Source organism: Metabacillus sp. KUDC1714 (assembly GCF_014217835.1).
GTDB classification, from domain to species: Bacteria; Bacillota; Bacilli; order Bacillales; family Bacillaceae; genus Metabacillus; species Metabacillus rhizosphaerae.
The window spans coordinates 4968183-4990998 of the sequence record NZ_CP055263.1 but is presented as its reverse complement, the minus strand read 5'-3'; the positions used below and the strand labels follow the sequence as shown (position 1 = coordinate 4990998).

Genomic DNA, 22816 nt, shown 5'->3' with positions numbered 1-22816 from the left:
CTTCTCAGCGGATTTCGAGGAGCCACCACCAGTCATTATCGTCACGACCACCGAAGCCGGTTACCTCTTGTTGGCCTGCAGTCCATTTGTCATGGCTGTGCTCGAGGTGGGAGTGGAGGGCATGGTTTGTATTCTGGTGGACAAGGCGGACTCGCCGCTGCGCTGACCACAGGCCGCCACCTACGAACTCGACCCGCCAGTTATCGTTGTTGTCTCCCTGGCCATCAGAGCCAAAGCAGGTAACCTCCTGCTGACCAGTGACAGGGGAAGGGTGTCCCGAGTGGCTGTGCAGGTTGCGTTTTGTGAGCACGTGCTCGAGCCGGATCACATCGCCATGCTTGACTACTTCATTGATCTTATAGTTTGCATCCGTACCATCTGGCCCCTTGATTCTCCAAAGGTCATTGTCATCGGCCCCTCTGAAGCAAGTTATCTGCTGTTGACCTGAGCTGCCTCCATGGCAATAGTTAAGTGCATGCGAATGAAGAGTCAGGCCTGTCATGAGATGACTTACCTTAATGGTCTGACCGTATCGAACCACAGCATTGGCTGCCGGTGGATTGGTCGTGAACACAGGCGGATTCTTCTGGGTGTAGTCGACAACGAAAAAGCCTCTCCATGGGTCAGTATTCGTGGCGTCAAAGTGTTGGTTGCCTGGTTCAGAGGATAAAACCACTTCTCTTCCTACCGTGTTGTTATCGTACACGAATACTTTCATAATGTTAGCCTTCGAATGCCACTCATATCCATAGGCTAGAACTTGGTGATTCTCTGATCCGATCTGCCCAAGGTTGGTTGCATCTATCATACCGAGGACAACAGGTTTACCGGAGTCGATGCGCGACCGAAGCTTTGGAAATTCCTCCTCCTTTGTCCAGCGACTGACTCCCTTTCCTCCAAAAACGGTAGAATGATCTGATGCGACCGTCCAATTAATATACTTGATGGAGGAAGGTACAAGGAAGCTGTCCATAAGTCGACTGTATAGATAATCCGCAAGCCAGTGTCCATCCGGCGGAACCTCCCCGTTGAACAGGCTCCCGGTGTATTTTGGAACCGGAATACCCTTGAGAAAGTAGTCGAGAGCGGCAAAAGCCATTCCTCCGCACCGTCCCTGTGTTTTCACTTGACCATATCCCGGGATGTTAGCTACATTATTGACGAACTTGTTTCTAAACAAAAATCCATGCACCGCTGGATCGAAACCAAGCTTTCGACTATGGCGCCATGTTCCTGTGTCCCAGAGTGCATTTCCTTGGTTACTATAGATTACCGCGTTCCCATCGTCCTGAAGGGATAGGTATGTTCCGCTGTTCCCATCTGTGCCAGAGGCCCAGACCGCCTGGCCATTAGCCTTGTAGACGACAAGATTGCCATCACCCTGCATGACTGCTTTCACGGCACCACTACCATTGGTGTTAGACGCCCAAACCGGGATATTTTTGCCCTTATGTACTTCGTAGAGAACAAAATTTCCATCTTCCTGCATAATTAAGAATGCTCGCCCATTGTTTGCAGTGAGCTGTTGGTTTGCCAGAAGTTGCTGCCCTGGCTGAAGTTGGTTAGCCATCTTTTAATCACTCCATTCTCAATATCGAACAATACTTAAAATGGATATGTGCATATTTTTCGTTTTATGTTAATGCGGACAGTCATTGGATGAAAAAAATATGACAATACATCAAACAGGAATTAGATGAACGAAGCGATTTAACCGAAACATTCGAAGTTAGTCATGTTGATGATGAGTATAATAATAAGGTTTTAAATAATGCTGATAAACTTATAATCTTCGAATAATTGTTAACTAACTTTATACAGGATTTTTATAAAGGGTTGATATAAAAGAGTATATTGAGGATTTTTAAGTTTACATAATGAGACGTTATAAAAAAAAAAGCCTGTTCAGAAATCCGATATATTATGGTTTCTGAACAGGCTTTATGCCTTCTGAAATGGCTGCAGTTGCGAATGCCTTTTTGTTTCTTTGGTCACTTTTCATATTTTTCTAGTAAGTCAACTAATACTAAATGAAACACATTAGCAATGATGAATCAATCTTATCGACTGCACAATCATTTACGGTTAAAACAATTCTATTAAACTAAATTACTTGTCTATACGTAAATATACTCACATTCATATAATAGAGGACATCATTAGAAAAGAGGTGAAAAATACAGGTCAATTTCTAGACGCAAAAGTTTCACAAAATATTAGTTATAGTGGAGGAATTGCTGCTCCAGTTACCTCTACACATATTTCAGGTTGTTTTTAATATAAAGCTCTGTTAAAGCTCACTGTTGATTTTGGTACCTTGTTGATTGGAGCGGAAAGCGAACGCCTGCAGCGGAAATCAACAACCAAGTTTAACAGAGCCAATTTATAAAAAAAGAAAGAGGTAAGAGAATGTGTAAATGTAGTAATTGTAATAAAGAGGCACAGTTAAATAAATTAATTAAACAGGTGAAAGAACAAGAATCAATGTTAAGACAGTTATTCCAGCAAATGGAACAGCAGCAAGAACTAGTGAATGATGTGTTATTGGAAACTAGAAAAGGTCTACAACCACCTCCATCTTTTAGTATATTGGAAAAACTAGATACGGAGAAACTTGCACAGATTGCGGCGTTTATAGGAAGTTTATATAGCAATAATAGCAATGAAGATCAAGATCAAGAACAAGAATCAACATTGAAACAGTTATACAGTCAAATGGAACAGCAACAAGAACTATTAAACAGGGTTTTACGTGGAACTGGTCTACTACCACCTCAACCATCTTTTAGTATATTGGAAAAACTAGATATAGAGAAACTTGCACAGATTGCTGCATTTATTGGAAGTTTATTTACCAATGATAGTGAAGAAGCTGAAGATCAATAAAAAGAAGCTGGGACATAACTAAATTGATCATTCTTAAAGCCGAATAATTTCTAATCTTCGTTCAACTTATTCAAACAAATAAAGTTATTGTACAGAAAAAGCCTAATATTAGGGGTTTTCCAGTCTTAACGTTCGTATTCCACGTTTTTCTGGCAAGACCCCAAATTCAGCAATATAAGGTGGTAATATCAGCGAAGTTGTCACCAGGGACAAGGAAAATTCTATTTTATGTAAATAAAAAGCCATCCCAATTTATAAAAGGAATGACTTAAAATAATTAAACCTAACACTATAGAACTTTTATAATATTTGATGGAATAGCAATAGAAGCCATGGTAGGAGATACCCTACTTTTATTTAACAAACTACCATTTATCGTGATCGTCGTAGCATTTTTTCTTCTTACAGCAAAAATCTACGTGATCGTCGTAGCATTTTTTCTTCTTACAGCAAAAATCTACGTGATCGTCGTAGCATTTTTTCTTCTTACAGCAAAAATCTACGTGATCGTCGTAGCATTTTTCCTTCTTACAACAATAATAATCGTGATCATCGTAGCATTTTTCCTTCTTACAACAATAATAATCGTGATCATCGTAGCATTTTTCCTTCTTACAACAATAATCATCGTGATCGTCGTAAGATTTTTTCTTCTTATAACAACAATATTTATAACAGTAATATTTATAACTGTAATAAGCCATATGAATATCACTCCTTTCTATTAAATCTGCTATCAATATATGAAAAGCAAATAAAAAGGAAAGTATCTTTGTCTATATTGATAAAAAAAATCCTTATTTTTGTATGTATTCATTATTAATTTACATAAAGCTGCTTCTTTACAACAGGTAGCAGAGCAACAGTAGGAAAAACTATTAAAAGATTGCCTATATTTTTGCATGAAAAAGTGTGGTTTTATGCAAGTAGGATTTTTCATCTAAGGTTTTCGGAATAGGTGTCTTTGCTATTGCGTGGATATGGGATATGATTATTTGTTCCAACTATATATATATAAATCTCCCCAACTTTTGAAATTCTTCTGTATCACCTTCTTCTAGGTCATTCATTCTATTCAAACAGGATAAACGAAACGTTCGATTATTTAAGATAAGCTTTAAGGTTTCTAAATTTGTATAATGATATAGATACTCACATTGCTTTTTCCCCTTTCATATTAGTTATATAGTAACCGAAATCAAAATAGTCTACATTATATCTCGTTCCGTAGTCCTGTATCTTTCAAAAAAAATCAAAAAAGGTAAGGATTATATACTCTTACCTTTGAAGGATGTAAAAAAAGTAATATTTTGGTAAAGTTATATGAGTAATAATATTTTTCCAATCAAAACGGGAGAGGAGGAATGAGTATGAAAAAGTTTAAAATGAGTGTCGTGGCATTAGTAGCTGCGTTGTTGGTCCCTTCTTCTACATTTGCTAGTGGCTGGGATTACTTAGGAGAAGAAAGTCTTTATTCTAATGGTGCTGAAAGTCATGTGTATGCCTCTGGTGGTGGAGATTATAAGATTTGTAGGGATGCTTACGTGGGTCCAGCTGGTGAGGTAAAAGTTGAATTGTGGGAGTACGATCCTGAAAGTTATAATGATTATGTAGGAGCAAGATATATAGGACGAGGCAAATGTGGGTATTTTTATAATATTGGTGGCTTTGTTGATGGAGGAAGTCAAGCAGAATTTTTTGCGAAGTCAAGGACTAGTAGTACGATACATTTAAGCTTTTGGGATTAAGTCGTAAAGGCTAAAATGAAGGTTGATTAAACTATATTTTAAAGCTAAAGAAGTTGAAAAATAATATTCAACTTCTTTTTTTTATTTTTGGAAATAACAAAAAAAGAGTGAACCAAAGACTCACTTAGAATAAAGCCTTTGTAGTATGTACAAAGGCTTTAAGCTTAATTATTATCCATATATTTTTAAATTACATATAATCGTAAACAGAATCTTCAAAATAGAGCCAGTGATAATATTCAATCTGTGAATCTGTCATTTGGGAAATTTCTTTTTGATTGAATTTTTGTTTTTCTAATAAATTTTTCACTTTAGATTCTCTTGCTAATTGGCTCATAGGTAAGTCCTCCTTATGTATAAGAAGTAACGTTGAAGTTACAATCTTGAAAGCGTTTGCTTTGTTTTCTTGTTTTTATTATATATCTCAAATCGAGATGAAACAAATATCAATTTGAGATTACTTTTCAAAAATTAATATAGAAAAGTTATCTATTGCTTCTGGTTTTAAAACATAACTAAAAAAGTCAGAGATTTGTTAAAGGTATCTTTAAAAAATGGAAATATTTGAAAAAGGAGTAAGTCCTCGTTAAAAAATAGCAAATAAATGCATCTTTAATACAGAACATGAGTTCTATTTCTGTTATAATAGTTATGCAATAGTCAGGAAACTCAAGGGTGGTCATCGTTACCCCAGAAGGAAAGTGGGTGATGCATATGATGACAGTAGATCAGACATTAATGCTTATGATAGCATTTGCAAGTTTGGTATTGTCCATCATATCTTTTAGAGACAAAAAATAACCCACCCTTGAGCGTTGGAGTGCAATAGGGTGAGTTTTTTACCTTAACACGCTGATCCCCTTTGAAGGGAACCTGCTATTGTATGACTGTTTGGTGTTCTAGCACCGAGCAGTCTTTTTTAGTTTATGTTTTTTCTACTATTAGTATAACCAAAGATTCAATGATTGAAAAGCAATGAAAAGAAAAGCAAAAAAAGTGTTCATGATGGTATTTCCTAGTTTGTGTTGTCAGTTAAATCCTTAAGATCCAAATATAAACCTTACCGTGGTAAGCTTTGAGAGAATAATTGGTTTATTAGGACAAAAATTGGCGATTTGTTAAAAAATTAATATGAAGTAGCTTCAGGAAAAACGATTATTCAAAGCTACAAAGAGAATACGAAAACAGCGTCTTTTGGGCTAAAATCCTTTTTTTGTTTTTTTGGATTTGTCATCCAATCGTTTCTAGAAAAAACTTATTTTAAGACGAATACTAAACTATTACTTAATTAAAGGCTTTAAATGTAAGTACTCCAGAGCTTGATTAACTTCATCTAGTTCATATATTCTCTTTTCTAAACAAAATAGAATAACTAAATCAAACGTATCACTATTTGATAAGGAGAAACCGGCAGAACCTAACAGTTGATCGGTTTCTTCTTCGTTAAGTTCAAGTGCAAGGGCCAACGCAATCACTGTAGGTTTACCTGGACGATAATCGGATTTAGAGCGGATTTTCGAAAAATGCCTGCGGTCAATACCGGCCTTTTTGTAAATATCGGAGTCATTGCAGCCTTTTTTATCAACGAAACTAAACAAAACTTGAGCAAATGATGGTTCACGATGAATAGTAATAAATTCTTCTAATGCGTTATGTTTTACATCCTCAATAATAATTGGTTCAGAACTAAGAAAATCCAATACCACTGTATTTAGCTCAATATACTCCAGTAATTCTCTTAAAATCTTTTTCTCAAGCATAAAATAGCCCCTCCAAAAATGTCGCTTAACAAGCGACCAAAACAAGTTTGAACTCCACTAAAATTATAGCATAAACACAATTGAAAGGATGTTGATCTATATGAATACGAATATGGCAGAAATTATTTTTCTTCTTGACCGAAGCGGTTCAATGGCAGGTTTAGAGAGTGATACAATTGGCGGATTTAATGCTTTTATTAAGAAACAGAGTCAAATAAACACTGAAACAAATGTTACGGCTGTTCTTTTTGACGACACCTATGAAATACTATGGAATGGTATTGACGTACAGCATACTTTTCTAACGGATAAGGATTACTTTGTAAGAGGAACTACCGCCTTACTGGATGCAGTGGGCAAGACGATCGTTGATGTAGGGAATAGGCTTTATCATACAAGCGAAGAGTAAAGACCAGGCAAGGTGATCTTCGTTATTACAACAGACGGTCTAGAAAATGCCAGCCGTGAATTTACTTATGAAAAAGTGAAACAACTGATCGCACAACAGAAAGAAAAATACAACTGGGAGTTTATCTTTTTAGGTGCAAATATGGATGCAGCAGCAGAGGCTGGTAATATTGGAATTGAGGATGAGAATGCATATAACTTTGATGCTTCAAATAAAGGAGTTAAAAAAATGTTTAACATGGTATTTGAGGCAGTGTCTGAAATACAAGGGAGGAGAATATAAACAGAAATATCTTGCTTTACATCTATCAATTAAATAATGATCCAAAAATTCCATCTATAATATATGAGTAACCTTTGCTTATTTTAATACGTCTTTAAACATAAAGGGGGAAGTTTATGAATAAATGTCTTTATGTATTATTAGTTCTTTTTGGCTTTATCATTATTGGTTGTTCAAAAGAAGAAATGTCAGGAGAAAAACCTCCAGAAGTCTATATACAAATTGGTAATGAAAAGTATGAAACAAAGCTTGGCACTTATTGTTGGAAAGGTACATGTGTTGATATGGCTGGACCTGTTGAACTTTTAGAGGGAAAAGAACCTATAAAAGTAAATCCTGGTGAGAAAATATCTTTTATAATGGACTATGAACCAAAACCTAACGAATTCCATCTTACACAAATTAGTGAAAATAATGAAAATGAAGTCTTGGTTAAAGAAAATAGTTTTTTAGCACCTACACAAAAAGGTGTTTACTACTATTCTTATGGTGTATGGTGGATGGATGAAAAGGAAGCGAACCTATCTCATGGAGATGCTTTTTATGCATTTGTTTTAGAAGTTATGTAGTTTTATTTAAACTATCGATTTATCACTTCAACTTCAGAAACAATCGTTGCAGCGATTTTCTTTCTGATTCCAGGGGATAGATTGAAGTTGCTTATATACTTCAATCTCACTAGCGAGGGCATCTATTTCAACCGAAATATTTGATAGGTGCTCTTGGTATTGAAGAACGATGTTAAAATCAATTTCAAGATTAAAGATATGACTTTGCAAATGCTCCATTTCTATAGGAGTAGTAAGTATATAGTCGTTTTACACATCATCTATTTTTTTCTTTTTTATTTCCTTCTTAATAGCCGGTATTACTTTTTCAGTTACTGCTTCTTTTACTTTAGGATTTTCTAAAATTTTTTTAATTTTTTTCACAACCATAGTAGAACCTCCATTTATATTATGATTTAACCAACTTTTACCCTCTAATAAACATTCTAAACCTTCTTATTTTTACTATTATTTAATTCTACTCAAAGAAAAAACTGAATTAAACCCGCTTTAGTTAGAAGGATGAATTAACAAATAAGAGGAAAATTACTCTAATTAGTATTATTTGCTTCAATCTGTTATAATAAAGTGTTTTTACAATATTAAGGGGGAACATTATATTTATGTCAATTGAAGTAGGAAGCAAGGTACAAGGTAAAGTAACAGGCATCACTAATTTTGGAGCATTCGTAGAATTACCAGGAGGTTCGACAGGTCTTGTGCATATCAGTGAAGTAGCAGATAGCTATGTAAAAGATGTAAATGACCATCTAAAAGTAGGCGACCAAGTTGAAGTAAAAGTAATTAGTGAGAAAGACGGAAAAACGGCCTTGTCCATCAAAAAAGCTATAGATAAACCAGAAGGACAAACCTCTTCTTATTCCCAACGCCCAGCACGCCAGGGAAGAACTGACAGCAGATCCAAAGACTTCCGTTCAAAAAGCAATTTCAAACCAAAGGAAAATTTTGAAGATAAAATGTCTCGTTTTTTAAAGAGTAGTGAAGAGAATTTATCCACTCTTAAACGTAGTACAGAATCAAAACGGGGCGGTAGAGGCGGAAGACGCGGATAACTGTTGTTTTTTTGATACTTCATTATCTAGATAAGTGAATTTTTCATTTGAAAAAGCATGGTTAGCCATACTTTGAACTTTATCCCGAATAATCGACACTTTTAAAAAAGTCCATTATTCGGGATTTTTATATGTTTTATTTATAAGGTGTACAGGCTTCTTTTGAGAGCGATATGTTTTATAAGTTAACTGTTTATAATCCATCTGGTTGGAACTTTGATAAGTCTTCTATTTGATTTTTAATTGATCATCTATCCATCATGGGAATATATAGGAAAAAGGTATGGCGAACAGATGCGTATGAATTTTATTGTGAAATTTACACACTTTTTCTGCCAATTCACTATCGACTGACGAGATTTTATATTTTTAAAAGTACCATTACGAAGGGACAAAAAATATTCATTTATTCCATCAATGATATTAAGGTATAATCACATCAGTTTCAATCAATCGTGGATGAATACTTTTCGCTTTTTCATATGTTTCAGCAGTGTTAACTGAGTATACATGCAGTTTTAGGCCTGCTTTTTTAATTTCTTTGGCAGTTTCTTCATCTACATTGTTAATCGATGTTGAGTAAATGGCATTATCATATTGTTTTAATTCTTCAATATCAGCATCTACATTCTTCAATGCATTTCCAAGGAATGTCAGAGTTGCTTCTGGGTACCATTCGTTAAATTGATTTCGGATATCATCATTACTTAGTACAAAGAATGAATGATTTAATACTTTAGCTTCCTCAGCTTCTTCCATAATATCGTCTACGAATTCCTTATCATCCCAGTCGCCTTTTGAACCATCAAAATTGATACCAATATTGTATTTATGAGCTTCCTCTAACACTTCCTCAAGTGTTGGTACTTTATAATCTGTTACTTTTCCTTCTATATCTACAATATCAAAACTTTGAATTTCTTCTAATGTTAAATCTTTTACCTCTCCAGAGCCTGTAGTAGTGCGGTCAACCGTTTTATCATGCATTAATATGTATTGGCCGTCCTTTGTTTTTTGGACATCAATTTCAACAAAGCCATATCCTAATAGTCCAGCCTGAGTTATCGCTTCTAATGTGTTTTCAGGAGCGGCCACTTGTGCACCACGGTGAGCACTTAACTCTGTTTTACTGCTTAGTAACCAGTTATCATTGGGGGCTGCACTTGCAGCACTTCCAAACAAAGATGTTGCCAACATAATCGGTACAGACAATGACAAAATTCTTTTCTTCTTCACTGTTCTCCACATCCTATTCTTTAATATGTACTACGATTTAACAATACATAAACAATGTAAATAGAACATTAATTTTTTATTAATTTTTAAGATGATTTTGTTATTTTTTGTCGTCACATAAAAAAACACATTTTAGGGATTAGATTATGTTAACGGGTAGAAGAGATTGTGAAGGTTTCTATAGGGTGCTTTAATAAAAAGTGTAAGGCCATTTAGTAGAATAAGAGGAAAGGGTCTCTATCTCAATTTTAATAGAAATTTGGACTTGCATACTGATAGAATAAAGCAGAAATATATTAGAGGTGGAATGGAATTGAAAAAAAAGATTAGTATGCTTACACGCCCATCATTCGAATATAGAATATATAGAAATGCACTTTCCCCATTTAACATCGAATTATTACATTTTGTTGACACAGCATTAATGTATCGAGTTACATCAGATGAAAATTAAGAATCAGATGCTCAAATTAAAGTTAAAGAGTAAATAGAATGGATTGCCAAATGTAATGTTGATGCTATCCTTAGAGGTCTTAACTAAAAAACGATCTTAACAATAATAAAGCGCGATCCATGAACAAGGATACGCGCTTATTTCATTTCAGACATTACAGAAATCACACAACAAGCGACATAAACCAGCCCCTAACTATTTTCTTGAACTGGTTTATTAGAAAGTTTTCTAATAATAGCAATAAATGTTCTTGAAATTAAAAATGTAATTGTTAACGAATAAAAACTGGTAAAGGAAGTCCAGCCCTTTTTAAAACGAATTAAGCTTGTTCTAGTTTCAAAGAAATACTCGATTAATGCCATTGGTACACTAAAAAAGAGTGACTTAATTAAAATACCAAATAAGTTCGAAGATTTTGTTGCTTGGTTAAAATATACACATGCAATTGGATAGAGCAAATAATCAAATATAAAACTAATGTCAAACGACTTAAATAACTTAACTGGATATGAAACATAGCCTTTTCTCACAACTAACTTATCTAGAATTGAGGAAAGATATCCTTTGAATAAAAAAATTAGCATCCAGTCTTTCACGGGAGGTTTTCTCATTAAATTTAAAAAAGAAACTATACTGAATAATAATAAAAATCTAAGTGTATTTTTTTCGAACTTATTCATAAGGTGTCCTTCCATTAATGTTATTTATAAATTTAATTTCCGGTTAATGATTAATATTTATTCATGAAAACTTATTACTTTTTTGATTGAGGATAATTTATCTTAATACGCAATTCGCTTATGTAGTGAAGGAGTGTTCTTCGGTAAACAAGGGCTGCTGCCTGAGAAATACGAGTAATAAATTGGAGACATTAGAATTAGATCAAATTCACATTTTATACAAATTAATATGAGTGTAGGAACAGTTGTGGACTTACTCGGCTACTTAGTCCCTATCGTTATACCAGTTCTAAAATTAATTTGTATTATAGGATCCACTAGTGAAGTGTTTAAGAAGAAAGGTTAAAAACTCAAACTACCTAGTTTATTTACAGCAATATGTCTTCAACACTAAAGCGCAATTGTTCAACATGAGTAATCGCGCTTTAGTAACGTGAAGGTTAATTTAAGGAATAAATAATAAATTAGGAACTTTTTAATAAAAGGAGAAAGGCTTATTTAACTTCCCTTAAACCCTTTCCTTCAAGAATCTCTTGAATTCCTTCCTCACAAACACCATATGAACGCCAGGAACAATTTTCACACACTGTTTTAATATCAGAGGGTACGATATACTTTCTGATTTTTGACTCAATGTCCTCCCAATTCAGAATTTGTCCGATTTTGAGTCCCAATTTTTCTAATATAGCGGAATCTCTTTCATAAATATTGTTGTCTTTGCAGTGGTATTCACCTGAGTTGGGATACTTTTCACACAACTGATCAGGTCCCTCTACAAGATAAATCCACGTTTTAGGGTTGTCTCTCAAGGTTTGATGCAAACGTGTCATATTTTCAATGTATTCTTGGGAATAGCCCATTCCCCGATAGCCTAGAAGGCAAAAAATATGATGACCTCGCAGTTTATACACAAAATTCCCCCAGTCGACAGGTTAATTAAATTTAAATGTTAACTGAAATGATTAATTAGTTAACGTACTTTTTTATGATAACATATCACACCTGATCAATTGGGAACTTTTATTTCACTAAAGGGGGGGCAGGTTAGATAAATAAGAATGAAGTGATTTTATGAGTGATTTCAGATTTTAGTTATTCAATTAAAGGGGCTAGAGTGAAATAATAGAATTGATTATTAAAAGGAACTTTTTTAATTAACGATGTTCAAGGTAACATGCGTCGAATATCAATAAGATAATGGAAGATACACACATCACTAAAAAGAGGTGATTAAGATGGTGGCTTTATTAATAGTTATTTGTGTTTTTTCATATAGTTTTATTGTTTTTAAATTGATCGAAAACAAAGTCATTAAGTATTTATTGATATTTTTATTTGGTCCTATATACGGAATTTTGTTATTTTTTATTGGAATGAGCTTTGGAGCTTTTTATTTTATTCTCTGTGCAATATTACCGATTCTTATTGGTGTATTTATTAGGGTTAGAAGGACATAAAAGGTTGATATTCTATTAATAAGGATTTAAATGAAGAATCGTAAAAAGTTCGACGTTTGATGGAATTTATTGCATAGTTAGCCAATTATGTAGCAGCTTATCCAATAATTGGGCGCTTAACTATAATAGGGTAAGCCTCTTTATTGATTTTAAAATAACTGGTACTAAGCATTAGGGAAGGCTAGCTTAAGAAAAAATATACTTAATTCCAATATGTGTTAATATTTAAGAGGAGATTATTAATTAATGAGGTGGGAATGTAATGAAACGAATGCCTTTTGAACGACCGACCGAGTATTATGATGAACGGTTAACTCCAATCGATGAGCGAATATGTTCTTTGTTAAAAAAAGAAAGGAAATTTCAAACAATAACCCAGGCTTTCCACTACTCGAAGATATTTCATTGTGGGCAGAAAAATTTGATAACTATGAGGATCTATTAAGGTCTATATTCGGTGTGCTAGAAAATGATGATCATTATCATAGCATGAAGTATATTACATAATGCTGTAATTCCATGAGTTTAATAATTCCTCATTTATATAAGAGTAACTAATCCGCAAATGATTATTTTTTTCCCGGACGTAAAACATGCTGTTCCCGGTAAAAATGTAATCTGTTACAAATTTTCTGATCCTTATTATTAGTAAATCAGAAGATACTAGCAGTAAGTCGTAAATGATCTCGTTTATATTAAATGTCTCCTGGTTGACGCAAACATATAGAAAGAGCAATCACCTCAGGTAAAAGAGCAATTTTCGATATTCCTTCATGATTTGACGATCATAGCATCCGCAATGCTGTCAGTAAGTTCCAATTAGGTAAAGACTGGTGTAGGATGGATTTAGGCGGGTTACCAATTCCAATCTAATTAGTTGCCTTACTGTAGAGAATCGGTTTCTTAACCTGTGTAATTCCTAACGTTTCCGTGTCTTGACAGCTAAGGAAGACCATTTCGGTTTTCATTCGGTACATTTTCAAAAGGACGTAATTTTTTTATGGGAACATTTCCAGTAGGTTAGTAACTGTGACTGATAATAATCTGGATGAACTTGACAGAACAGTTGATGGATTTACAGATGTTTTTGTAGATTATTATTGGAGTTCAAGCAAAGCAAAAGAGGTAAATGGAAATGGTTAATATCTTACCACATCATTTAAATGGTTATTATTCACGTTCATTACAACCTTAACATCAAGTTATCTAACAGGTATTTCGAAATTTACTTTATCTTTGTTTGTTACAGTTTTTTTTATTTACAATCGGATATTTTTATAAAGAACATTTATTAAATTAGACTTTTATAAGCATAAGGGGCTTTCTATTTGAAAGTCCCTTATGCTTATGCAATAAATACAACCATGTATTAATAACAAAGAGTTTTATATAGCATTGATCCTACATAATTTCTGCACAATTATATAAAAATCTAAAGTCAAATTAGGAACTTGTAAAACATTTGATAATTTAAAATAGATAATATGCATATTTTCTGCAAATTTTTTTGTTAATCTTTTGTTAGACCCATTAGAAGCGAAAGAAAAGGGTATGTTAACAGTAAAGAAAGCATGTTAAAGTAACTGATTAGTTAGAAATGTTTATTTTTATAAGTCGATAGGAGGAGAATAATGAGTAAAAAAATTGGACTAGGAATTGTTTCAATGATTTTAGCATTAGCGTTATCAGCATGTGCAAGTGATAATGAGGAAAATGTACCTGATCAAAACACTGACATGAATTCAAGTTCTGAAGAAAATATGGAAATGGACCATTCTAAAATGAACCATTCTGGCTCAGGCGAAGTTCCGGATGGTTTGAAAGTGGCAGAAAATCCTACCTATAAAGTCGGAAGTCAAGCTATTCTTGAAACAGACCATATGGAAGGGATGAAGGGTGCTGAAGCAACAATTGTAGGAGCCTATGAAACCACCGCATATGTTGTTTCCTATACCCCAACAACTGGTGGAGAAAGAGTAGAAAATCATAAATGGGTTATTCACGAGGAAATTGAAGATGCTGGGGATGAAACCTTCGAGCCAGGAACAGAAGTTATCATAAATGCAGATCATATGGAAGGGATGCAAGGAGCAACAGCTGTAATAGATTCAGCTGAAGCAACAACTGTATATATGGTCAATTACACTCCGACAAACGGAGGAGAAGAAGTTAAAAATCACAAATGGGTAACGGAAAGTGAACTTTCACCAAAATAAATTTAAAGGCTCTTTTCTAAAAGATTGTTGTTTTTGAACAAAACTGATTGGTGCGGAAGGTGCGAGACTCCTGTGGGAATAGCGGGACAGATGAGACCCCGCAGGCGCTTCGCGCTGAGGAGGCTCATCGCCCGCCCCACGGAAAGCGAGCATCCTCTCGCTGCAATCAACCAACCCAATACTATTTTAAAAGCAACAAAGTTTGCGAAAACAGCCAATTTAAATTAATAGAAAATCTAAAAAGGGCTTATCAAAAATAGATAAGCTCTTTTTCTTTTAAAATAAAGTTCCACATAAAAATAGTGTTCAAAAAAAGTTCTGACTACATTGACACATGCTTTTTCGTAGAATTTCACGTTGTTCTTAATTTAAGATTTAGTATCATTCTTGGACTTATCGAAATCGTTGTGGGATCTTTCCACTATATTATTTATTTCCCCTGTGTCTCCTTTTGCATTAATGATTTCTAATATTTGATTTAACCCTTCGCTAATTTGATCACCATTATCTTTCATTATGTAACCTCCTCGTAAAAAGTACCATTACCATTTGGCACTTTACATTAAGTGTGTTTCTAATTAGGTAATAATATAAGGCTACGTCCATTAGACAGAACTACCAATACAAGGAAATGCGCTAGTATATTGAAAGCTCGAGAAAGAACATTTTCACGTTTAGTTAATTGTCTGAGTCACTAGTATGCATCTGAACTCCATTTATATCCCACACCCCAAACGGTTTTCATATGTTTATCAACTGGAAATCCTGCATGACGTAGTTTATCTCTGATGTTTCTAATATGAGAATCAATTGTTCTGTCTTCTGTTTCGGCTCTTAGTCCCCATATAGTTGTAAGGAGATGCTCCCGTGAGAAAACCTTATTAGGGTAGTTCAAAAATAATTCTAATAGGGCAAATTCCTTTGGCGTCACTGTAATTCCTTCATTAAGATATCGTAATTCAAAGGTTGATTTATTTAAAGTTAAACCTTTAAAAGTAACATGCCCTTCTTCATTTTTATGCCTACTAATCCGACGAATCAAAGCTTCGATTCTTGCTAGCAATTCCTGTTCGTTAAAAGGTTTTGATAAATAATCATCTGCACCAGTTTTTAATCCCTTAACGATATCTTCCTTAGCACTTCTAGCCGTTAACATAATGATGGGAACATTCGAAAAGTCTCTTATTTTTTTACAGATTGTCCAACCATCCATTTCTGGTATCATGACATCAAGAATGACAATATCGACATCTTCCTTCTCCAAAAACTGTATACCATCTTTTCCTGAGACTTTCTTTATACACGTGTAACCATAAGGAGATAAATATAAAGATAATAAATCAAGCATTCTTTGTTCATCATCGATCAGTAAAACGGTTTTCATTTAATTGCTCCTTTAATACGATTTTAAAACATGTTCCTTTACCATCTTGACTATCAACTGAAATTTCACCATTATGAGCTTCTACTATTTCTTTTACAATAGCCAAGCCCAATCCATAACCACCAGTCAATCTGGATCGAGATTTGTCAACACGGTATAAGCGGTCAAAGATATAAGGTAAATCATCATAAGGAATTCCTTTTCCTTGGTCCTTGATAAAAATAATTATATTTTTATTTTCCTGCAAGACTTCAATCGAAGTAGTTGTATTTTCTTTAGAGTATTTTAGAGCATTGTCTAATAGGTTTAAAAAGACTTGTTCAAAGCGTATAGGATCAATTTCAACGAAAAAAGCTTCCTTACAATTTAACTCCAAATGAATTCCCTTACTTTTAAATGCAGGTAGTACCTTTCCAAAAATAGATTGAAGGAATAAACAAATGTTAGTTCGTTCTTTAGAAATGGAAAAGGCATTTTGGTCCATCTTTGCAAGTTCAAATAATTCTTTTAATAAAACACTTACATGATCTGCTTCTTCATGAATGATGTTTAAGTAATTAATTCTTTCTGTTTCATCTAAATCGTTTCTTCTTCCAAGATCGGCATAACCTTTTATATAGGTTAGAGGAGTGCGAAGTTCATGAGAGATACTTGCTAAAAATTCATTTCTCTCCTTTTTTAAATAATTCAAATCATTAGCCAATGTTTGAATAGATTTTGATAACTCACCAAGCTCATCATTTGAAGTAACAGGAAGAGAAACAGAAAAATCTCCATTACTTAGTTTTCTAGTTGCTTCTTTCATCGAAACAAGGGGTTTTGTTAAAGCTCTAGATAAAAAGAAAATCGTTATAAACATAAAAAATAGGATCAGTAATGCAGCAAGTATGAAATGGTTATTTAATTGTGAAATAAAATGATGAATCTGATCTTTGCTTTTGAACATGTAAACATATCCTTGATTTTCTTTTCCTCCATCAAAAGATGAAACCGTTGCAATGTACTTTTCCTCTTGTAAGTCTGATTGTAATATGAGTCCATTTCTTGGTATATCTTCAATCGCTTCACTTATTATTTTTTCAATATCATCGTCGATCGACTTAGATGTTTCTAATATTTTACCGTCTGTATTTGTAATCACGACTTCTGTATCTGTTTGGGATTCCATTAATCCAATGTGATGTAAAGTTGTACTATCAAATGACATTTCTAGAACATCGCGATGGCTATTTCCTCTAGCCTTTAATGATGATAGTTCTTCATTGACAAGAGAATGCACGACATTACGATGTAAATAGATCATTGAACAAGTTTCAATGATAAAAATGCAAATAAAGAACCATAAGCCTAATTTAATTGAGATTTTCATAATCATTCACCTTTACGAGTATAGAGATATTTTACAGTGGAAATGTTGAGAAATTATGCAGATTGAATATTTTAATTTTTTCTTTAACATTACATAAAATCTTTCAAAATAAAAACTTATAGCTTAAAAAATGCATATTTTCTTCACACTTTTTAATTATTCTATTCAAATAACCATTAATCCTGAGGTGATTGAACTGAATAAGCTAACATTAACCAAGACTGGACAGATATATATACCAAGTTTTATACGAAATGAAATAAATCTCGAACCTGGTGATTTTATTAATATTTTTTTAGAGGGTAAAGAAATCGTAATGACAAATAAAGAGCACTATATAATTGAAAATCAATGTGTGTTCAGTCAAAACGGTACTGTTCATTTACCTATTGAGATTAGAAGATTATGTAATATCGACTCAGAAGCTGTTTTTAGATTCACCTTAAATAAAGAAGAACAGAAAATCAGCTTAATTCATGACAGTAAAAGATATTTTAAAGATAATATTGAGTAAAATACTTCAGTATAAAAGGAAGATAAAACCTACATTATCTAAAGAGATTAGCAAAAAACAGGAACTTTTGTCGTGATTAATTTAGAACCATTATAGCAGCAAGATTAACTAAGTCGAGTTAGTGATATATATTATCTGTATTCAAAATATACACGTGTTTTTTGAAAAATGTTATTTGAATTAAACTGCCCCTATATATTGTGGGAATAAAATCCGCTAAAAGGGACGTTCATATGAAGCCATTAAGAAGCTTATGGGCTTACAGGCGAAAACAGTCACAGTATTAAGAGACGGGCAAGAAATGAATTTACCAATTGAAGAGTAGGTTTTTTTATGTACAGGGGAACACAGGGACAGGTTCATTGTCCCTGTGAATGTAATGCATATGGGAAAAAGGTTATAAACTTGTATTGGATAATTAGGCACTTTAATTGGTACCAATAAATATTTGTATTTGAGCAAATGTCAGTGAAATAGAGAAACAATGAGTTGCAAGTAAGGTATGTCTCTCTTTATTAAACAAACGCTAGCTAGATCTTTCTATTAATATCCTAAAAGATCAATTGTTGGGACAAATGACCTGTCCCTATGTCCCTCCCTATGTCCCTCAAGTCAGTTCTTGGTCATTTATGAGTTTCGCTTTAGGCTGTTTGAAGACTTCGTCCTGCCACAGTTGATACAGATAAATGATAATTGCAAAACCGACCATCATAGCAACAATAGCTATTGTAGACAAAGTCGATTCACTCGAAACAAGCCCCATCCGTTGCCATACCGGGTAAACGATGTACATAAATAACCCGTCCAAAAGTATATTGACAGTTAAATACATCCAAAATTTCCCGAAAGTAAAGCGGAATATCCAGATAACTATAACTAAATATGCTCCATACACCCAAGGAACCGGGACGACTTTATCCCACCCGAACAGACTGGAACCTGTCTCTTTCCACCATCCGTAATGGTAAGCCGCTTGATATGCCAAGGTATGAATAACGGTCATAAAAAGAGCGACCGGCATGTACCTGCGTACAGTATTCATTTTCAAAAAAAGCAAGGACGCCCAAGGCAATATCAAGAGTGACCAGAGAATAATCTGTTTCATGTCATTAATACCCCATATTAGTTTTATGTGTAGTGTTACTCTCGATTCATAAATTTATTAGATTTATCCGATAAAAGTAACTGAAACATTGACTTGGTTAAGCAGAATAACATTCTAATTGGAATAATGTTTGGGGTGGCTACCGGTTTAGAAGGTTTTATCTCATTCTTTATATACCATTTAAGCTTGGTGCTTTCTATATTCCATTTTCTAAGGCTCTCTCTTCTTTTGAAAGTTCCCTCATTTTTTCATTTTTCTTATCGTATATCAAGACGTGACATTCACTTTCTTTGCTTCCTCTATAAACATTCAATTTGACATTGAGAATTTTGAACAGAAGGTTAAGCATCAAAAAAGAGAGATTGAAAAGCTATCTAGTTCAAATAAAATAGATAACGAAATAGTAATCGCTGCTCTGCTTAACTTTATGACTTGTTCCATAAAGCAGATGGTGAAGAGAAAAAAATGTTCGTTCGTGCTTTAATCAAGGAAATACAAATGGAGGAAAATCGGAAGGATATAAAGAAAATTGCCTTCTGGTTTTCTTCAGAAAATGCTTTACCATCTAATAAGGGGAGCAGAACCGTATCATAAAAAAAGCATATTTATTGTTGGAAGTGGGTGGGAAGGTGTGAGCAAATTTATGAATTAATGTGATGTTTAAATCACATTAATTCATATGCTAATTTTTGAAATGTCACGGATAAACATATTACGCTGATTATGGATAAGCTGAAGTATAAGGGGGATTATAAAAATACACAATATACTACATGTAGGAAGGGGGAATTTTAAATTGATAGTAGTGATATTTATTTTTTTTGCATGGTTCTGTATTATGGTTCAAGTTAGTCTCTCAAAGAAGCTGCCATTGTCTGTTAACCTCCTTTTGTTTATGGCCATTGATGTTATCTTAACAAACAAACTGACGATTTCCGCGTTCAATCTCAATTTATTCAAAATTAACACAAATAGCATCCCTCACTTCCTGTCCATGATCCTACACAACGATTTCACAGTTACTTTTGTTCTTCTTACCTTTGCTAACGTGTTTCTAACGACCTCTAAATCCAGCATCCGCTGGGGAATATCGATCTATACGTTTTTGTTCCAAATATTCATCGGAGCGACGCTTCGATGGAATCACGTACTTACTAATAAGGATTGGAATTTCGTTATGGAGTCAGTGATGATCGTGATTGTTATGACTTATACATTGCTTTTAGGAAGACTCTTTCAACGTATGGCGTCTAAGGAAGGATGGATTCGGTGATGGAAAACATCGTTTATGATAATCAATTCAATGGGAATGAGTGGTTCGTTATCGGTGTAGGTGTCATTGGTTTTGCATCGATTTGGTTGTTTCCACAGCGATATTCTCCTTTACAAACAACCTTTAACATACTTATAGGCGTTGCATTCGGACTCGTTTTTGATCATACTTTAAAGATACCTCCACTTGAACTTTATGATTTGGGAGACCAATCAAAATATCAATTGATTGATTTTTTTTCTTATATGATGTATGCGCCGTTTGGATATTGGTTTATTTATTGGTATGAACAGATGCGAATGTTTAAAATAAAGATGATTGTTTATATTCTATTTTGGGCTGCAGTAGCTGTTGGGTTAGAATGGCTGGGTGTACAGATAGGCGTATACCATTACAAACACGGTTACAAATTAATTTATTCCTTTCCCATTTACTTGTTCTTGATGAGTATTCATATTTTATTGTATCGTATGGCGTTTGCACAAGATCGAAGGCAGTTTAATAGCAACCGTCCAGTTTTAAAAAAAAAATGATTTTTCTAAGACGATAATGCGCAGTAACAACAGGTTCAGTACTTTCGTAGAGTTAGATATTGATTTGTTGGTATGTAACTTTATTATTTTGATCTAAATGTGTATCATCACCAGAAATCTTCTTTTTTCTTCAGGATTTTCCTCAACTTTGTTTTTGTCAATGTTTAACATCATGTAAATGATAACGCTGATCGGTTGACATCAACGGGTGAATTATCTGTAATATTACACCCAATACTACTGTCAATTTGGTCAAAGGCACATATTGTATTGAAATCTTTATTCTAGTGTAAGTATTCCTTAAATAGGTGCGGGAACAGTATCAGTAAGTAAATAACTATTAAATAATATATAATCTTCAACAATAGTGCGCTATTGTGGAAGAACCCTTAGATTTAAACTACTTTGAAGTTTCTTACATCAAAAATTAAACAAGTTTATTTTAACCCCGTACTAAAAATCAGAACGGGGTTATACGTGTTTGAAGTTTTAAAATTAAGTAACTTTATTGTCACTTTACAACTCTTTCTTATTTTCCTTTTAATATCCAAAAACCAATTAATATAATTGTGATACCGATCCCTGTACGCCAATTGGGAATTTCTTTAAGAAATATGTATCCAATTGCTACACTAACTAGGATCTCCATTCCTTTAGATACAATAAGTGAGAAGGTTAAGTCATCTACAATTTTTGTTAAATATTTTACTCCGTATCCAATCATCATACTCGCAGACAGGAAAAAAGGTACAAGTTTAATATAGTACCATAAAGTATGTAAAAAATTAGAGTCAATGTGCTTAGTCTGGTAAGCGTAAATAGCATTAATAATTAATAACCCACCTAACATTAAGAAAAGAGAAAGTAAAATCATAAATGTTGTTCTCCAATTAGATTTGTTTCTATAATTTTGCCCAAATGCAAAATATTTATGTAAGGTGAAAACAAGTTACTCATTTTGTATGAACTATATTCAAGAAACGGGCGCAATTCCGTAGCAAGAATTGTGCTCTTTTTTTATGTTAATCGAGTGAGACTTGAATAATGCGAAGCTTTGTTGTTAGTTTAAGAAGGAAAGTATATTCATAAATGGAATTATATGTTAAATTTAAAGGAGGGTAATTTAAGGAGGTCTTTTATGGAGACAGCTGGTTTTATTATAATTATAGGAGTGCTATTCAGTTTTGGAGCATGGTTATGGTACTATGCTTCAATTAAAAAAGAATAAACAAAGAAGAAATTTATAAGGGTTAAAAGGTTAATCATTTAATTTAATAGCAGGTCTTTTATCTATTATATCGAATTATTTATGAAAAATTTGTGAGAGGTGACATGTGAAGAATATATTTATATCTATTTGTACATTTTTGCTACTAACAGGCTGTTCAAGTGAAAATTCATCTGCAGTTAAGGAAAACAATACGCCTACATCATCAGAGACTAAAATGGATGAATGTAAAGTTAGCCCTACCTTTACAATCTCCAAACCAGGTCCAAATGGAAAAGATGTACCTTATGGTTTGCGTGGAGTTAAAGGCAAGTTTGCTATTGTTGATGCACCAGTTAATGCTGGCACAAATAATAAACAATTACTTCATTTTTGGGGAGGATCTACAGAAAAGACGGAACAGTTATTCAAAAAGCAAGTGAAAATAATTGGGACAAGTAAAGAGGACGGAAAAACTGTTACAGCATTTGAAAGCTATATTGGTGTACCAAACGAAGAGATAGTTAAACCCCCACATCACTATGGTGAATCCGTAGGATATTTGAATTTACCAGCAAAAGGAATTTGGAAATTGGATGCTTATATTGAAAATAACCTGTTTGGTAGCATTATAATTGAAGTCCAATAAGAGTTTTATACAGGCGTACGGCTAACGAGCCAG

At 33.6% G+C, this 22816-nt stretch carries 26 protein-coding genes; 15 read left to right on the top strand and 11 right to left on the bottom strand.

The features are described 5' to 3' along the window. Window positions 1–4: 4 nt before the first annotated feature. Entirely contained in the window at window positions 5–1570 is a 1566-nt protein-coding gene (locus tag HUW50_RS22975) for an MIR domain-containing protein (RefSeq protein ID WP_185653372.1), read from the bottom strand. 839 nt (window positions 1571–2409) lie between these two features. On the opposite strand from HUW50_RS22975, the gene HUW50_RS22970 reads away from it, so the two are divergent. From HUW50_RS22970 to HUW50_RS22960, 3 genes are all read left to right on the top strand, one after another. Further along, the gene (locus HUW50_RS22970; protein ID WP_066333057.1) at window positions 2410–2886 is read left to right on the top strand and encodes a hypothetical protein; all 477 of its coding nucleotides are present in this window, start codon (window positions 2410–2412) and stop codon (window positions 2884–2886) included. A gap of 332 nt (window positions 2887–3218) precedes the next feature. Continuing rightward, window positions 3219–3614 carry a hypothetical protein gene (locus HUW50_RS27445; protein ID WP_185653371.1) on the top strand — a complete coding sequence of 132 codons (396 nt, stop codon included), beginning with the start codon at window positions 3219–3221 and terminating at the stop codon, window positions 3612–3614. Window positions 3615–4256: 642 nt separating this feature from the next. Beyond that, window positions 4257–4634 carry a hypothetical protein gene (locus HUW50_RS22960; protein WP_066333066.1) on the top strand — a complete coding sequence of 126 codons (378 nt, stop codon included), beginning with the start codon at window positions 4257–4259 and terminating at the stop codon, window positions 4632–4634. A 190-nt stretch (window positions 4635–4824) separates the two neighbouring features. Here the strand turns inward: HUW50_RS22960 and HUW50_RS22955 are convergent, their stop codons facing one another. Next, window positions 4825–4971, bottom strand: coding sequence for a BH0509 family protein (locus HUW50_RS22955; RefSeq protein WP_157094400.1), 147 nt, complete (start codon window positions 4969–4971; stop codon window positions 4825–4827). A gap of 371 nt (window positions 4972–5342) precedes the next feature. Between HUW50_RS22955 and HUW50_RS27650 the strand changes: the two genes are divergently transcribed. Then, window positions 5343–5435 carry a putative holin-like toxin gene (locus HUW50_RS27650; protein WP_396652654.1) on the top strand — a complete coding sequence of 31 codons (93 nt, stop codon included), beginning with the start codon at window positions 5343–5345 and terminating at the stop codon, window positions 5433–5435. A gap of 479 nt (window positions 5436–5914) precedes the next feature. On the opposite strand, the gene HUW50_RS22950 is transcribed toward HUW50_RS27650, so the two are convergent. Next, complete coding sequence (locus tag HUW50_RS22950) at window positions 5915–6394, bottom strand: hypothetical protein (RefSeq protein ID WP_185653370.1); 480 nt, start codon at window positions 6392–6394, stop codon at window positions 5915–5917. A 100-nt stretch (window positions 6395–6494) separates the two neighbouring features. Here HUW50_RS22950 and HUW50_RS27440 point away from each other — a divergent pair, with 100 nt between their 5' ends. The 4 genes from HUW50_RS27440 (at window position 6495) to HUW50_RS22935 (ending at window position 8706) form a co-directional block, all read left to right on the top strand. Next, window positions 6495–6803, top strand: coding sequence for a VWA domain-containing protein (locus tag HUW50_RS27440; protein WP_311774003.1), 309 nt, complete (start codon window positions 6495–6497; stop codon window positions 6801–6803). Between the two features lie 12 nt (window positions 6804–6815). Further along, window positions 6816–7085 carry a hypothetical protein gene (locus HUW50_RS27435; protein WP_311774002.1) on the top strand — a complete coding sequence of 90 codons (270 nt, stop codon included), beginning with the start codon at window positions 6816–6818 and terminating at the stop codon, window positions 7083–7085. Window positions 7086–7201: 116 nt separating this feature from the next. After that, window positions 7202–7654: a hypothetical protein gene (locus HUW50_RS22940; RefSeq protein ID WP_066333072.1), complete on the top strand. Its 453-nt coding sequence runs from the start codon at window positions 7202–7204 to the stop codon at window positions 7652–7654. 602 nt (window positions 7655–8256) lie between these two features. Beyond that, entirely contained in the window at window positions 8257–8706 is a 450-nt protein-coding gene (locus HUW50_RS22935) for a S1 domain-containing RNA-binding protein (RefSeq protein WP_066333074.1), read from the top strand. A gap of 423 nt (window positions 8707–9129) precedes the next feature. On the opposite strand, the gene HUW50_RS22930 is transcribed toward HUW50_RS22935, so the two are convergent. From HUW50_RS22930 to HUW50_RS22920, 3 genes are all read right to left on the bottom strand, one after another. Continuing rightward, entirely contained in the window at window positions 9130–9942 is an 813-nt protein-coding gene (locus tag HUW50_RS22930) for a glycerophosphodiester phosphodiesterase (RefSeq protein WP_185653369.1), read from the bottom strand. 645 nt (window positions 9943–10587) lie between these two features. After that, the gene (locus tag HUW50_RS22925) at window positions 10588–11076 is read right to left on the bottom strand and encodes a CBO0543 family protein (RefSeq protein WP_066333078.1); all 489 of its coding nucleotides are present in this window, start codon (window positions 11074–11076) and stop codon (window positions 10588–10590) included. Window positions 11077–11570: 494 nt separating this feature from the next. After that, on the bottom strand, window positions 11571–11987 hold the full coding sequence (locus tag HUW50_RS22920; RefSeq protein ID WP_066333080.1) for a DUF1284 domain-containing protein: 417 nt from the start codon (window positions 11985–11987) through the stop codon (window positions 11571–11573). 879 nt (window positions 11988–12866) lie between these two features. On the opposite strand from HUW50_RS22920, the gene HUW50_RS22915 reads away from it, so the two are divergent. Next, window positions 12867–13040, top strand: a complete 174-nt coding sequence (locus HUW50_RS22915) for a hypothetical protein (RefSeq protein WP_185653368.1) — start codon at window positions 12867–12869, stop codon at window positions 13038–13040. A 1124-nt stretch (window positions 13041–14164) separates the two neighbouring features. Further along, window positions 14165–14749, top strand: a complete 585-nt coding sequence (locus tag HUW50_RS22910; RefSeq protein WP_185653367.1) for a YdhK family protein — start codon at window positions 14165–14167, stop codon at window positions 14747–14749. 368 nt (window positions 14750–15117) lie between these two features. Here the strand turns inward: HUW50_RS22910 and HUW50_RS22905 are convergent, their stop codons facing one another. From HUW50_RS22905 to HUW50_RS22895, 3 genes are all read right to left on the bottom strand, one after another. After that, window positions 15118–15264, bottom strand: coding sequence for a hypothetical protein (locus HUW50_RS22905; protein WP_185653366.1), 147 nt, complete (start codon window positions 15262–15264; stop codon window positions 15118–15120). A 179-nt stretch (window positions 15265–15443) separates the two neighbouring features. Then, a complete protein-coding gene (locus HUW50_RS22900) occupies window positions 15444–16133 on the bottom strand; it encodes a response regulator transcription factor (RefSeq protein WP_066333086.1) in 690 nt (229 codons plus the stop codon). After that, the gene (locus HUW50_RS22895) at window positions 16108–17505 is read right to left on the bottom strand and encodes a sensor histidine kinase (RefSeq protein WP_066333134.1); all 1398 of its coding nucleotides are present in this window, start codon (window positions 17503–17505) and stop codon (window positions 16108–16110) included. The genes HUW50_RS22900 and HUW50_RS22895 overlap by 26 nt, the downstream gene beginning before the upstream one ends. 127 nt (window positions 17506–17632) lie before the next feature. On the opposite strand from HUW50_RS22895, the gene HUW50_RS27645 reads away from it, so the two are divergent. Next, window positions 17633–18016, top strand: coding sequence for an AbrB/MazE/SpoVT family DNA-binding domain-containing protein (locus HUW50_RS27645; protein WP_066333089.1), 384 nt, complete (start codon window positions 17633–17635; stop codon window positions 18014–18016). A gap of 607 nt (window positions 18017–18623) precedes the next feature. On the opposite strand, the gene HUW50_RS22885 is transcribed toward HUW50_RS27645, so the two are convergent. Continuing rightward, window positions 18624–19121, bottom strand: a complete 498-nt coding sequence (locus HUW50_RS22885; protein ID WP_066333092.1) for a hypothetical protein — start codon at window positions 19119–19121, stop codon at window positions 18624–18626. A gap of 465 nt (window positions 19122–19586) precedes the next feature. Here HUW50_RS22885 and HUW50_RS27235 point away from each other — a divergent pair, with 465 nt between their 5' ends. The 3 genes from HUW50_RS27235 (at window position 19587) to HUW50_RS22875 (ending at window position 20927) form a co-directional block, all read left to right on the top strand. Continuing rightward, window positions 19587–19715 (top strand): hypothetical protein, encoded by a 129-nt coding sequence (locus HUW50_RS27235; RefSeq protein WP_260445586.1) that lies wholly within the window; start codon window positions 19587–19589, stop codon window positions 19713–19715. A gap of 211 nt (window positions 19716–19926) precedes the next feature. Next, window positions 19927–20394, top strand: coding sequence for a hypothetical protein (locus HUW50_RS22880; RefSeq protein ID WP_232329037.1), 468 nt, complete (start codon window positions 19927–19929; stop codon window positions 20392–20394). Further along, entirely contained in the window at window positions 20394–20927 is a 534-nt protein-coding gene (locus HUW50_RS22875; protein ID WP_066333095.1) for a hypothetical protein, read from the top strand. The genes HUW50_RS22880 and HUW50_RS22875 overlap by 1 nt, the downstream gene beginning before the upstream one ends. Window positions 20928–21456: 529 nt before the next feature. Here the strand turns inward: HUW50_RS22875 and HUW50_RS22870 are convergent. Continuing rightward, complete coding sequence (locus HUW50_RS22870) at window positions 21457–21801, bottom strand: hypothetical protein (protein ID WP_066333098.1); 345 nt, start codon at window positions 21799–21801, stop codon at window positions 21457–21459. A 460-nt stretch (window positions 21802–22261) separates the two neighbouring features. Between HUW50_RS22870 and HUW50_RS22865 the strand changes: the two genes are divergently transcribed. Beyond that, window positions 22262–22783, top strand: a complete 522-nt coding sequence (locus HUW50_RS22865) for a DUF4871 domain-containing protein (RefSeq protein WP_185653365.1) — start codon at window positions 22262–22264, stop codon at window positions 22781–22783. Window positions 22784–22816 lie beyond the last annotated feature (33 nt).